Source organism: Rugamonas violacea (assembly GCF_016461825.1).
Lineage (GTDB): Bacteria > Pseudomonadota > Gammaproteobacteria > Burkholderiales > Burkholderiaceae_D > Rugamonas.
This window is the reverse complement of sequence record NZ_JAEMNU010000105.1, coordinates 44272-56634: the sequence shown is the minus strand read 5'-3', so window position 1 is coordinate 56634 and position 12363 is coordinate 44272. Positions and strand designations below refer to the sequence as shown.

Sequence of the window (12363 nt, the reverse complement as noted above, 5' to 3'; positions counted from 1 at the left end):
AGCGCCCGGCAGTGTTGCCGGTGTCGCGGCGGCGGCCGCGCCGCCCGGCAGCGCGGGCTGGCCGGCCGGATTGGCGCCGGCCGGCGGACGCGGCGTGGCGCCGGGCGGGGTGTTGTTTTCCTGCGAGGGCAGCAGGGCGTCCTGGCCGCCGGCCGGGGTGCGGCCGGGCGCCGGTTGGGCGTAGACCAGCGCGGCCTGGCCGCCCTGGGCGTTGTCGCCGCCGAATTGGAACACCGGGCGCGGTTCGGCCGCCAGCAGGGTCAGCGAAACCTCGGCGCCGACCTGCACGCCGGCCGGCAACTGCATGCGCGCGGCGTTGCCGGCGACGCGCACCAGGTAGCTGCCGTCCCGGTACTGCGACAGCACCTGGCCCTGCAGCGACTGGCCGACCAGGGTTTGCAGCGAGCGCTGGAACACTTCCTGCGCCGCCTCGCCGGCCGGCTGTAGCGGGGTGACCGGGGCGACCGGGCTGGCCGGCGTCACCAGCGCGTCGATGCGCGGCAGCATGGCGCGGCTTAGACGCCGCCGTAGGCGTTGACGAGACGCCGTTCGGCGCCGGTGTTGTTGATCAGCGCGGACAACTGGGCCATCCACGGCATGGTCAGGTCGCGGATCTGGCGGTCGGCCGTCAGCATCTGGCGGATCAGCTCGATCTTGCGCTCGCGCTCGGCGCCCTGCATGGGCGCGCGCGGCTCCTGTTCGGTCAGCAGTTGCAGCTGGGCGGTGCACTGTTCTTCAAGCAAGACCAGGCCGTCCCAGTCGTTGCCTTGGGCGGCGGCCAGCATTTGTTCGGTCAGTTGCGCCATGGCGCCGTACACGTGCAGCACTTGTTGGTTGGTCATCATGGATCAGGCGCTCGCGAGAGTGGAGGGAAGGGCTTGTTTGCCGGTCACGGCCGGCGTGTCGCCGATGGCGTTCCAGGCGTCGCGCAACTCGGTCAGCAGGCGGCGCACCTCTTCGACGATGGCGGTATCGTTCTTCAGGTTGGCCGTCAGCAGGCGCGCGCTCATGTATTCGTAGAGCGAGTCGAGGCCCTCGGCGATTTCGCCGCCGGCCTTCTTGTCGAGCGCGGCGCGCAGGCCGCTGTCGATGATCATGATGGCCTTCGAGATCGACTTGCCCTTGGCCTCGATGTCGTTGCCGCGCATGCCCAGCAGGGCCTGGTTGAGGGCGACCAGGGCGCCGTCGAACAGCATCACGATCAGCTTGTGCGGGCTGGCGGCGACCACGCCGGTCTCCATGCCCACCTTGGCGTAGGCGTTGACGCCGGTTTGTCGGGATCCGAACATTGTTGGTCTCCTGTGAAATTAGTTCTTGGCCAAGTTGGCCAGCTGCTGGGTCAAGAAGCTGGTCGTCGTGGCCAGCCTGGACATGGCCGTGTCGAGCGCCGTGTACTGCTTGCGGTAGCGCGCTTCGATGTCGATCAGCCGTTCGCTGAACTTGTCCTTCCGCTTGCTGACATCCTGCACGCTTTTGTTCAGGCCGTTGGTGCGGTCGGTGATCAGGCCCTTGGCGCCGAGGAAGCCGGAGGCCATGGTGTTGAGCTGGTAGGCGTAGCCTTGGGAAAAGGCGATGTTGCCGCGTGAGCCCACCGTGTCGCCCTTGACCAGCAGCTTCAGGCCGTCGATCGGCGCGCCCGGGTTGCCGGTCAGGGTCTGGCCGTCGCCGGTGGCGGCGTAGCCACCGATGGTGCCGGCCACGTCGACGCCGGCCACCGGGGTGGCCGCGCCGAACAGGTCGGCCACCGAGGTGCCGGTGCTGCTGGTCAGCGCGATGTTGGACTTCGAGCCGTAGCGGTTCGAGGTGATCTTGATCTTGCCGTCCTCCACCGTCACGGCCACCGTCGAGCCGGCATTGCTGAAGTTGGTGGCGCCGTTGATCGACGACTGCAGCATGGTGGCCAGCGCGTCCACCTTGTAGCTGCCGGCGGGCAGGGTGACCGAGGCGGTGTTGGTGGTGTTGCTCGGCACCGTGTCGTTGAGCTTGATGGTCCACACGGTGTCGGCGGCGATCACCGTGTCGGTCGCCGCCGCCGCCGCCGCGCCCACGCTGCCCTGGCTGGCCAGTTTGGTGATGTCGAGCGCGTACTGGCCGGCCTGGGTCTTGGCGGTCGAGCTGGTGAAGGTCACCAAGTCGTCGCTGCTCTTGCCGACCGCCGCGAACAGACCGGCGATGTCGGCGAAATTGCTGTTGATGGCTTTGCCGAGTTTGGCCGAGTCCAGGGTCAGCGTGCCGTCCTTTTGGAAGGCGATGCCGATCTGCGACAGATTGGTCAGATTGCCGCTCAGGCCGGGGATCGAGGCGGACATTTGTTTGCGCACCTGTGCCTGCAGTGACTGGATGGTCTTGTCGCCCAACAGCGGGCCGCCGCTCTTGTTTTCGGCATCGTAGCCGCTGAGGTTCTTGATCTGCGTGTTGAGGCCGTTGTAACCCTTGACGAAGGCGTTGATCGAGGTGGTCAGCGTCGAGGTGTCCTTGGCCACCACCAGGCTGGCACTGCCGACCTTGCCGGCGGTCAGCGTGATGCCGTCGATGGCGCCGGTGATGCCGGTCGACGCGCTGGTCACGTCGATGCCGTTGACGTTGGCCAGCGTGTCCTGGGCGGCGGTCTTCTGCTTGAGGTTTTGCACCCCGCCCGGGTCGTAGCCGAGCAGCTCGACCAGCTTGTCGTCGGGCTGCGCGCCGTTGCTGCCCGACAGAGAGATCTTCATGTTCGATGTGGCGCCGGTGGCGGTCGAGGTCAGCACCAGGTGGTAGGGCGTGCCGGTGGTGGTGCTGCTGCCGTCCGAGACGATGCTGGCGGTGACGCCGAAATTGCTCTTGTTGATGGCGTCGCGGATGCCCTGCAAGGTGTTGTTCTTGTTGTCGATGACGATGTTGCCGCTGTTGCGGGTGCCGTCCTGGGCGAAGCTGGCGCCGCTGTAGGCGCCGCCGACGCCGGCCGTCAGGCCGGTGGCGGCCGGATTGCTGCCGCCGATGGTGATCTGGCTGCCATTGGTCGACACCAGGGCGATCGAGCTGGTCGCCGTGATGGTCGAGCCGTTGTTGGCCGTGCCGGCGTTGCCGACGCCGCCGGTGACGGTGCCGGTGGTGTTCTCGACGACGGCGATGTTGGAGCCGTCGGCGTTGCTAAAGCGCAAGGTGCCGTCGGCGGCCTTGCCGCTGACGGTGATGTTGGCGTCGTTCAGCGCGCGCGTGACGGCGGTGTCGCCGGTCAGCGCGGCGTCGATGCTGGCGGCGCTGACGCCGGCGCCGCCGGCCACGCCGGCGGCCTGGGTGGCGATCTCGACGCCGCCCACCGTCAGCGTGTAGTTGCCGCCGCCGCCGGTGTCGACGGCGCCGAAGCTGGTCGCGCCGGCGGCGCCGAACAGGTCGGCCCGGGTTTGCGTGGTGGCCGCCTTGGCCGACACGCCGGTGGTGGCGCTCTTGGCGTTGATGGCGTCGGCCAGTTGCCGGGCGCTGCGGGTGGCCGAGTCGGTGGCGATGGCGGTGCCGTTGATCGACAGCGCGCCCGGGGTGATGCCGCCGCTCAGCATGCTGGCGCCCAGCGCCGTGCCGCTCATGCCGAAGCTGCCGCCGCTGACCGTGCCCAGCGAAATATTGAGGGTGGTGGAGCCGCCCAGGCCGATGGCCGCCGTGCCGCTCTTGTAGCCGCCCGAGGCCAGCGTTTGCGCCTGGGCGATCTGGCTGATGTTGACCCGGTAGGTGCCGGCTTGGGCCGTGCTGCTGGCCGTGCCGGTGAGGATGCTGGTGTCGCTGGAGGTGCTGCTGAGCGACTGGAAGGCCGACAGCGAGGTCAAGCCCGCCAGCGAGCCCTGGAAGGTGCCGATGGCGCCCGACAGGGTGCCGAAGGCCGTCACCTGTGACAGATAGGAGGCCGATTTCTTGTCCATCGTCGCCAACGGCTGCGACTCGACCGCCATCAGCTTGGTGATGATGTCGTTGACGTTTAGATTCGAGCCGATGCCGGGTGAGGATATGCCCACGATGAACTCCTGTGTAAAACAACAATATAAGACATTATCGGCACAATCAAAGGGGACTTGAGAGGGGGAAAGCCGGGCTTGTTTGTGATTCGCTCAAAAAGCGGGCAAACGGCGGGGAAAAGCGGGCGCGACGAGGGGAGGAGGCGGACGCGGGCGTGGACACGCCAGTGACACAATGGCAACGCTCGCCGGGGAGCCGGGCGAGGAAAAGGCGGGCGCGCGCGCGGCGCGCCGCCTCAGGCGGTCTGCTTGATCAGCAAACCCTTGGTCGAATCGAGCGATTTGGCGATTTCCAGCGCCTCGGGCGAGGGAATCTGGCGCAACACTTCCTTGGTGGTCTGGTCGATCACTTTGACGATGGTGCGTTTGCTGTCGTTGTCGATGGAAAACTCCAAGCCTTGCGACTTGGCTTGCGACGATTTGTTGAGCTGGCTCACGGCCTGGGTCACTTGTTCGAGTGTTGGCGTGGGCGCCGGGCCTTTGACGGCTGCTGCTGTTTCGAGCGCGGTGGCGGGCGCGCGCCCGGCTTGCTGCAGGGCGGCCGTCTCGGCGCTGACGGGTGGCCGCTCTGTCGTCCTGGCCGGTGCGGCAGAACCGATTGAGTCGATAGTCATGATGCTTCCTTTGTGAAAAATCCCCGGCTGCGCGAGGCAGCCGGGGAACCGGTCGTATTCGATGTGTTTTTCTTAACTCACACCGGATTAGCCACGCAGCAGCGACAGCACGCCGTTCGGCAGCGAGTTGGCCTGGGCCAACATCGCGGTGCCGGCTTGTTGCAGGATCTGGCCGCGGGTCAAGTTGGCCGTTTCCGACGCGAAGTCGGTGTCTTGAATCCGGCTACGCGAGGCCGACAAGTTCTCGGTCGTCGTTTGCAGGTTCGAGATGGTCGAGGCGAAACGGTTTTGGATCGCACCCAGCGACGCGCGGTTGCTGTTGATCTGGTTCAGGGCCGAGTCAATGCTCAACAGGGCGGCGTTCGAACCTTCGACCGTGCTGACGTCGAGCTTGGCGACCGATTGCAGGTCCGAACCGTTGGCTGCCAAGGCGGCGTTCTTGAAGATGGCGCTGCCGGTCGAGGTGATGGTGAAACCGTTGTCCGACGAGAAGCCCAAGGTGCCGCCGACTGTGGCCGAACCCAAGCCGCCGATTGCCGTGGTGGTGCCTTGGACCAGGGCGGTAGGTCCCAGCGCCGGGGTGTCGGCACCGCGAATCGACGCCGCACCCAGGCCGGTGGTGGCATCCGTCAGGTTGTTGATGTTGATATCATTGCCGGACTTGTCGGTCAGCACCAGTGAGGTGGTGGCCGTGGCGCCGTCCTTGACGACCGAGGCGTTGATGTTGGTCGTGCCGCTCTGGGCGTTGATGGCTTGTGCCAGCGCCGACAGGTCGCCGCCGGTGACCTTGGACGAAATGGTGATCGGCTTCGAATTGGCGTCGTTGGCGAGCGAATTGGCGCCGCGCAGTTCGAACTGCACGTCACCGTTGGCGATGCCGGTGATGGTGGCCGTGGTCGATGCCAGTGCGGTCACGCCGGTGGTGTTGCTCAGCGAATTGATGTCGGCGGCGATTTTCTTTGCCGTACTGCCGGTTTTGACCAAAAGGTCGGTGCTGATGCCATTGCCGGACTTGACGGTCAGTGTCTCGTCGGCGCCGATGTTGTTGGCGGCCAGGCCGGCGGCGCCGACTACCACTTGCGACAACGAGGTGCCGGCACCGGCTTGCGCCGTTTTCAGCGTATTGTTGCCAATGTCGGTGGCCTTGGCGCTTTGCACGCCGACGTTGATGGTTTGGTTCGAGTTGGCGCCGACCTGGAACTGCGCCGAGGTCAGCGAGCCGTCCAGCACGTTCTGGCCGTTGAACTGGGTGGTGTTGGCGACGCGGTCCAGTTCCTGCGACAGGGCCGAGACCTCGCCCTGGATCGATTTGCGGTCGGAATCGGAGTTGGTGCCGTTGGCCGACTGCACGGCCAGTTCGCGGATACGTTGCAGCAGATCGCCGGCGGTGCTCAAACCACCCTCGGCCGTTTGCGCCAGCGAGATGCCGTCGTTGGCGTTGCGCGCTGCCTGGGTATTGCCGCGAATTTGCGATGTGAAACGTTCCGAGATGGCCAGGCCGGCGGCGTCGTCTTTTGCGCTGTTGATGCGCAAACCGGACGAGAGGCGTTGCAGCGACGTCGACAAGGCGGATTGGGAGCCGGTCAGGTTACGTTGCGCATTCAGCGAAGCAATATTGGTATTGATGGTTTGTGCCATGATGTTTCTCCGGGTATTCGATTCGGGCTAGCTGCTCAGTTCACTTTGGTCTGCCTCCACATTCCGAGACATTCAAACCGCCGTTGTAATGGATAACGGTTGCCGCACGGGAAAATTTAGCGCTGAAAGCTTGCTAAATATCTTTCCGAAGGGCTAAACATCAGGCAGTCACATTCGCTTAAACGACAGCGGGCGGCCAATCTTTAGGGTGAAAATAATTTTATTTTCGACCTAATTTCTTGTCGATTGCCCTGCGTCGCGGGGTGCCGCGGGAAACATGGACGAAAAAAAGGCCCGACGGGGTCGGGCCTTGGCGGCGTGCGGGGGCGCGCGGCGGCTATTCGGCGGCTATTCGGCGACGACGACGCGGTTCTTGCCGGTCTGCTTGGCCTGGTACATGGCCTTGTCGGCCCGCTTGACCAGTTCGCCCTGGTCCTCGTTGGGACGGCGCAGCGCGACGCCGGCCGAGAAGGTGATCAGCACTTTTTCGTTGTCGTGCAGGAAGAAGTGCTTGGTCAGCTCGCGTTGCAGCCGGGTCATGGTCTGCGAGGCCGCCTCGACCGAGGTCTCGGGCAGCAGGATGAGGAATTCCTCGCCGCCGAAGCGGGCGATCACGTCCATCGAGCGCAAGGTGTCCTTGACGATCTTGACCAGGTGCTTGAGGGCGGCGTCGCCGGCGATGTGGCCGTAGGTGTCGTTGAGGCGCTTGAAATCGTCCAGGTCGAGCATGGCGATGCATAGCGGCGTGCCGCGGCGGTCGGCGCGCGCGGTTTCGCGCTCGAACACGTCGTCCAGGCCGCGCCGGTTCAGGCTGCCGGTCAACTGGTCTTCGCGCACCAGCTCGCTCATATGTTGCAGTTTGGCCTCCAGCGCGTGGATGCGCTGCTCGGCGTCCTGCACCTCCTGCCGCGCCAGCACCATCTTGTCGCGCGCGCGCAGCGCCTCGGTCTGCACGATGCGGGTTTCGCGCAGCACCTCGTCGAGGATCTGGTTGAGTTCGTTGATGTTGTCGGCCCGGCTGATCTTTTCCGAATAGCCGCCGATCTTCTCGTGGAAGTCGCCGGTCGAGGCGGCCACCTGGCCGAGCCGGTCGATGAAGGTCATCATCATGTTCTTGACGGTCAGTTTGACGTCGGACAGGCTGTGCTTGAGCTGGCTCTGCTTGTAGATCACGTCCTTCAGGCTGCGCGTCGCCTCTTCCAGCGCGCGCTGGTCGATCGGGCCGGCGATCAGGTTCTGCACCGCCTCGATCTGGCCGCGCAGCCAGCTGTCGTCGTCGAGCAGCTCGCTGACGTTCTCCAGCAACAGTTTGAACAGGCGCAGCAGCAGCTCCTGCTGCTCGGCCGTATCGCCGCTCTTGAGTTCGATCTGGTAGCACAGTTGCTTGAGGCGCAGCGCGATCTCGGCCAGCGCCTCCTCGCTGTGGGCCTGTTTGGTGGCGGCGCCGAGCGACTCGGCCTCGGCCACCAGGGCTGGCGTGCCGGTCAGCAGCGAGGCGACGGCGAAGGTCAAGGTGCGGCTGAGCAGGTCGCGCAGCACGCGGGTGTGTTCGCCGTCCGGCACCAGGCTCTCGACGCCGGGCTTCTTGGCCAGGCGCTCGACCAGCTGCGACAGCGCCTTGGCGTAGCCGTCCCAGTCGCGCGCCTTGACGGCGCGGTTGAAGCGGCGGCCGAAGTCGGTCAGGTCGCCGGGCGTCTCGGTCAGGCGGGTGGCGAACTCGGCGAGCACGTTCTCCGGGCCGGGGTCGGCCGCGCCCAGCGGCGCGGCGCTCTCGTCGACGATGCCGGCGATCTCGCAGTAGGCGGCGCGGTAGGCTTCCGGGGTCGGCGCGATGCGGTGTGCGGCCAGGCGGCGGAAGGCCTCGCGGGCGATATCGGCAGGGTTCTGCTCGGCCGCAGCGGCCGGGGGTGTTTTGTTCGACATGGTGCGCACAGCCTCTTTAAGGGATTACTGACTACCGCAATGATATGCGAGCCCCGGTTCGGCCATTTTGCCAATTAGGCGGGGGAAGGCAGCTCACTTTGCGGCTTGCCATGCCGCCCTCCATCTTATCATCTTACAAACACCGGGCGCGCAAATCGCACGCTCGCTTGCACATCGCCAGTCGCCGCCGCGCAACGGCCTACTCGATCAGCTGGTTCTTGATGGCGTAATGGGTCAGCTCGGCGCTGTTCTTCAGCTTCATCTTCACCAGCAGGCGGGCGCGGTATTCGCTGACCGTCTTGACCGACAGCGACAGCTCCTTGGCGATGTCGCCCACCGTCTTGCCGGAGGCGATCATGGTCAAGGTCTGGTATTCGCGGTCGGACAGGCTGTCGTGCGGCGGCGCCTCGTGGTCCTCGCCGACGTGGTTGGCCAGCTCCTGGGCCAGCGCCGCGCTGATGTATTTGAGGCCGCCGGCCACCTGGCGGATCGCCGTCACCAGCTCCTTCGGCGCGCTCTGCTTGGTCAGGTAGCCGGCCGCGCCGGCCTTCAGCGAGCGGATCGCGTACTGGTCCTCGCGGTGCATCGACAGCATCAGCACGGCCAGCTCGGGTTTTTCCTTCTTGATCTGCTTGAGCACCTCGATGCCGCTGCGGTCGGGCATGGAGATGTCGAGCAGCATCACCTGGCACTCCGACTTGCGGAACAGCTGGATGGCGTCGTGGCCGTTCTCGGCCTCGCCGGCGACGACGATGTCGCGCGTCTCGGCCAGGATCTGCTTGAGGCCCTCGCGCACGATGGCGTGGTCGTCGGCGATGAACACCTTGATGAGGGCTTTGTCTGTCATGGTTGAATCGTCATGTGTTGGCTCGTCATTATTTCGGTGGGGCAATACTTGCTATTGTAGCCCCGGCGGCGGCGGCGATGAGCGATTCGCGCGCGCTATCGCGCTTTATTTTGATCGCGACAACAGTGCCGCCCCCGACGGCGTGGCTCAAGGTCAGGCTGCCGCCCAGCGCGTTGGCCCGCTCGACCATGCCGCGGATGCCGAAGGAGTGCGGCTTGGCGCGGTCGGCCTGCCAGATGCCGCCGCCGTTGTCGCTGATCTTCAGGCTGACGTAGTGGCGGGTCTGGGCCAGCTTGACGCTGACCCGGCTGGCGTTGGCGTGCTTGGCGATATTGGTCAGCGCCTCCTGGAAGATGCGGAACAGGGCGGTGGCCTGGTCCAGGTCGAGGTCGATCTCCTTCTGGTTGGCGCTGAAGCTGCAATGGACGCCGGCCTGCTTTTCGAACTCGCGGCTCTGCCAGTCGAGCGCGGCGACGATGCCCAGGTCGAGCATCGACGGGCGCAGGTCGAGCGAGATGCGGTGCACCGCGTCGATGGTGCGGTCGACCAGGGCGTCGACATAGCCGGCCTTTTCCTGCAGCCAGGCGTCGGCGGCCGGCAGGCGCCGCGCCAGCATGGCCAGCGCCATCTTGATGGCGGTCAGGTTGCCGCCCAGGTCGTCGTGGATCTCGCGCGCGATGCGGGTGCGCTCCTGCTCCTTGACGCGGTCGACGTGGGCGCTCAGCTCGGCCAGCCGGGCGCGCGACTGGCGCACCTCGAGCTGCTCCAGCTTGCTCTCGGTGATATTCGTCATGATGCCCTCCCACTGCACGGCGCCGTCGTCGAGCGCGCGCGGGGTCGAGCGCAGGTTGATCCATTTGACATCCTTCCAGGCCTCGACCCAGATGCGGCCCTCCCAGTTCCAGCTCCACAGCGCGGCGGCCGAGGCCTGCATCGAGTCGAGATAGGACTTGCGGTCGTCGGCCAGGATCAGTTGCAGGAAGCGGGCCGGCTCGCCGCTCAGCTCGGCGGCGGTCAGGCCGAGCAGGGCCTGGCAGCCGTCGCTCAGATAGGGGAAGGAGACGGCGCCGGCGGCGTCGACGGCGAACTGGTAGACCAGGCCGGGGGTGTTGGAGACGATGGCGTTGAAGCGCGACTGGACCTGTTCCAGTTCGGCGGCCAGGGCGGCCGGTTCGCGGCTGTGTGGAAGCGTGCTGTGCATAAGTGTTCGATGGTGGGGTTTCAGGAGCTGTGGCGGGCGCGTCGGCGCGCGGCCAGGCATAGGCGCAGGCGTTTCAGGGGGCGCCGCAGCAGGCGTTTCAGCAGCGCCGCGCCGGGGCGGCGCAGCGCGGCGGCGGCGCCGGCGACGCGGCGCCAGACCGGGCTGGCGCGCAGCCGGCTGATATATGCGGCCTTGAGCGGCAGGAACCAGTCGAGCAGGGCGGCGAACCAGGCCAGGCGGCGCAGCGCCGGCAGGGTCAGCGTGTAGAGCCGCGCCACCGCCGCCGCGCCGACCAGCTTGGCCAGCACGATGACGGCGACGCCCCAGGCGGCGTGGCCGCGGGCGATGGCCAGCAGGGCGAGCAGCTTGACCGGCAGCAGCGCCAGGGCCGGCAGCAGGAACAGCAGCATCGCCACGCGCGGGCCGCGGGCGGCGACCCAGCGCTCCAGCGCGGCCAGCGGCGGCAGCCGGGCCAGCAGGGCGGTCAGGCGCGCGCCGACCCGCCACAGCCAATCCTCGCCCAGCAGGACGATGGCGGCCAGATAGACCAGCGGGGCGGAGAGGAGACGCCTGATCGAATGCAATAGTTTCATCGGTGACTGGCCGTGCGGCCGGGATGGCTTGATGATACGTGAAAAAGCCGCCGTTGCGACGCAAACAGGGCGGCGGCGGCCGGCGTCAACCGCTACAATGGAGAGATGAACAAAGCATTCGTGAAAGAGTCCGACCAGGACGACGACGACGAGGCCGCCGCGCTGGCCTTGGCCATTCCGCCGGGCTCGAAGAACTACATCACGCCGGCCGGCTACCAGCGCATCAAGGACGAGCTGCTCGAACTGATCGACGTGGCGCGGCCCGAGGTGGTGCGCATCGTCCACTGGGCCGCCTCCAACGGCGACCGCTCGGAGAACGGCGATTACATCTACGGCAAGCGGCGCCTGCGCGAGATCGACCGGCGCATCCGTTTCCTGACCAAGCGCATGGACCTGGCCGCCATCGTCGACCCCAGCGTGCACCACGGCGGCGACCAGGTGTTTTTCGGCGCCACCGTCACCTACAGCAACCAGGACGGCGAGACGCGCACCATCACCATCGTCGGCATCGACGAGCTCGACCCGTTGAAGGGTAAAATCAGCTGGGTGGCGCCGGTGGCGCGCGCGCTGACCAAGGCGCGCGAGGGCGACCTGGTCAGCTTCCAGGCGCCGCACGGCGTCGAGGAGATGGAGATTTTGGCGGTGAGCTACCCGGCGCCGGTGGCGCAATAGGGCGGCTAGCATGCCGCCAAGGTTGAGCAAACCCGGCGGCAAAACCTAGGGTCAGACCCTGCGGGGTCTGACCCTGGCTCTTCGTTGTTGGGTATTTTTTGCATCTCTGCAACTTAATTTTCTGTGACGCACACCATAGCCAATGCGCCGCACCTTGCGCCCCATCAGCTTGTGGCGGCAGCCGCTGGCTATATTGGCCACTCCACCCCGCCTGGAGTGCCATCATGCCGCGCCATGCCCGCCTTGTGCTGCCCGAAGTCCCCCTGCACATCATCCAACGCGGCAACAACCGGCAGCCATGTTTCTTCGCAGACGAGGACTATCTGACTTACCTGGGCTGGCTGAACGAGCAAGCCCGGCAGATCGGCTGTCGCGTGCACGCCTACGTCCTGATGACGAACCACGTCCATTTGCTGTTGACTGCGGCGGACGTCGGCGCGCCGGCCGCCTTGATGAAAATCTTGGGCCAGCGCTATGTACAATATATCAATTGGCGTTATCGGCGCAGCGGTTCTCTATGGGAGGGGCGATACAAGGCCGCCCTGGTGCAGGACGAGGCCTATCTTCTGCTATGCCATCGCTATATCGAAATGAATCCGGTGCGTGCTGGCTTGAGTGATTACCCCGGACAGTATCGGTGGTCGAGCTATCGGGCCAATGCCGAGGGGCGGGCGGATGCTATTGTCGAGCCACATGCGATCTACCAACGCCTGGGTGTAAACGCGGCAAGCCGCCGCCTGGCGTATCAAGCGCTGTTTGCCACGCCGCTGCAACAAAGGCATGTCAACAACATTCGGCGCGCCACCAATGGCGATTTCGGCCTTGGGAATCAAGCGTTTTTGCGGTGGCTAGCGGATGCCCGCAGGCAGAATGTGGGCTGAGCGGCTAA

The 12363-nt window shown here is 66.0% G+C and carries 11 protein-coding genes and 1 pseudogene; 2 read left to right on the top strand and 10 right to left on the bottom strand.

Annotation, left to right across the window (positions count from 1 at the left end; all coding sequences use genetic code 11):
* The 10 genes and pseudogenes from H7U20_RS19575 to H7U20_RS19530 all read right to left on the bottom strand — a co-directional run.
* Positions 1–507: pseudogene (locus tag H7U20_RS19575) on the bottom strand (flagellar hook-length control protein FliK); the annotation flags it as partial.
* A gap of 8 nt (positions 508–515) precedes the next feature.
* A complete protein-coding gene (locus H7U20_RS19570) occupies positions 516–845 on the bottom strand; it encodes a flagellar protein FliT (protein WP_199760822.1) in 330 nt (109 codons plus the stop codon).
* Between the two features lie 3 nt (positions 846–848).
* The gene (gene fliS, locus H7U20_RS19565; RefSeq protein ID WP_199760821.1) at positions 849–1289 is read right to left on the bottom strand and encodes a flagellar export chaperone FliS; all 441 of its coding nucleotides are present in this window, start codon (positions 1287–1289) and stop codon (positions 849–851) included.
* A gap of 18 nt (positions 1290–1307) precedes the next feature.
* Entirely contained in the window at positions 1308–3986 is a 2679-nt protein-coding gene (gene fliD / locus H7U20_RS30965; protein WP_199760820.1) for a flagellar filament capping protein FliD, read from the bottom strand.
* Between the two features lie 236 nt (positions 3987–4222).
* Positions 4223–4600: a flagellar protein FlaG gene (locus H7U20_RS19555; protein WP_199760819.1), complete on the bottom strand. Its 378-nt coding sequence runs from the start codon at positions 4598–4600 to the stop codon at positions 4223–4225.
* An 87-nt stretch (positions 4601–4687) separates the two neighbouring features.
* Positions 4688–6238 (bottom strand): flagellin N-terminal helical domain-containing protein, encoded by a 1551-nt coding sequence (locus tag H7U20_RS19550; RefSeq protein ID WP_199760818.1) that lies wholly within the window; start codon positions 6236–6238, stop codon positions 4688–4690.
* 348 nt (positions 6239–6586) lie between these two features.
* Positions 6587–8161: a GGDEF domain-containing protein gene (locus H7U20_RS19545; protein WP_199760817.1), complete on the bottom strand. Its 1575-nt coding sequence runs from the start codon at positions 8159–8161 to the stop codon at positions 6587–6589.
* A gap of 199 nt (positions 8162–8360) precedes the next feature.
* Entirely contained in the window at positions 8361–9008 is a 648-nt protein-coding gene (locus tag H7U20_RS19540) for a response regulator (protein WP_199760816.1), read from the bottom strand.
* A gap of 28 nt (positions 9009–9036) precedes the next feature.
* On the bottom strand, positions 9037–10209 hold the full coding sequence (locus tag H7U20_RS19535) for a sensor histidine kinase (protein WP_199760815.1): 1173 nt from the start codon (positions 10207–10209) through the stop codon (positions 9037–9039).
* Positions 10210–10229: 20 nt separating this feature from the next.
* Positions 10230–10802 carry a hypothetical protein gene (locus tag H7U20_RS19530; RefSeq protein WP_199760814.1) on the bottom strand — a complete coding sequence of 191 codons (573 nt, stop codon included), beginning with the start codon at positions 10800–10802 and terminating at the stop codon, positions 10230–10232.
* A 105-nt stretch (positions 10803–10907) separates the two neighbouring features.
* Between H7U20_RS19530 and greB the strand changes: the two genes are divergently transcribed.
* The gene (gene greB / locus H7U20_RS19525) at positions 10908–11474 is read left to right on the top strand and encodes a transcription elongation factor GreB (protein ID WP_199760813.1); all 567 of its coding nucleotides are present in this window, start codon (positions 10908–10910) and stop codon (positions 11472–11474) included.
* A gap of 224 nt (positions 11475–11698) precedes the next feature.
* A complete protein-coding gene (locus H7U20_RS19520) occupies positions 11699–12355 on the top strand; it encodes a transposase (protein ID WP_199760812.1) in 657 nt (218 codons plus the stop codon).
* Positions 12356–12363: the final 8 nt, after the last annotated feature.

Coding starts and splice junctions, on each gene's coding strand:
- fliS (WP_199760821.1), bottom strand. CDS start 1,289: ATGTTCGGATCCCGACAAACCGGCGTCAACGCCTACGCCAAGGTGGGC.
- H7U20_RS19535 (WP_199760815.1), bottom strand. CDS start 10,209: ATGCACAGCACGCTTCCACACAGCCGCGAACCGGCCGCCCTGGCCGCC.
- H7U20_RS19545 (WP_199760817.1), bottom strand. CDS start 8,161: ATGTCGAACAAAACACCCCCGGCCGCTGCGGCCGAGCAGAACCCTGCC.
- H7U20_RS19530 (WP_199760814.1), bottom strand. CDS start 10,802: ATGAAACTATTGCATTCGATCAGGCGTCTCCTCTCCGCCCCGCTGGTC.
- H7U20_RS19520 (WP_199760812.1), top strand. CDS start 11,699: ATGCCGCGCCATGCCCGCCTTGTGCTGCCCGAAGTCCCCCTGCACATC.
- H7U20_RS19540 (WP_199760816.1), bottom strand. CDS start 9,008: ATGACAGACAAAGCCCTCATCAAGGTGTTCATCGCCGACGACCACGCC.
- H7U20_RS19555 (WP_199760819.1), bottom strand. CDS start 4,600: ATGACTATCGACTCAATCGGTTCTGCCGCACCGGCCAGGACGACAGAG.
- H7U20_RS19570 (WP_199760822.1), bottom strand. CDS start 845: ATGATGACCAACCAACAAGTGCTGCACGTGTACGGCGCCATGGCGCAA.
- greB (WP_199760813.1), top strand. CDS start 10,908: ATGAACAAAGCATTCGTGAAAGAGTCCGACCAGGACGACGACGACGAG.
- H7U20_RS19550 (WP_199760818.1), bottom strand. CDS start 6,238: ATGGCACAAACCATCAATACCAATATTGCTTCGCTGAATGCGCAACGT.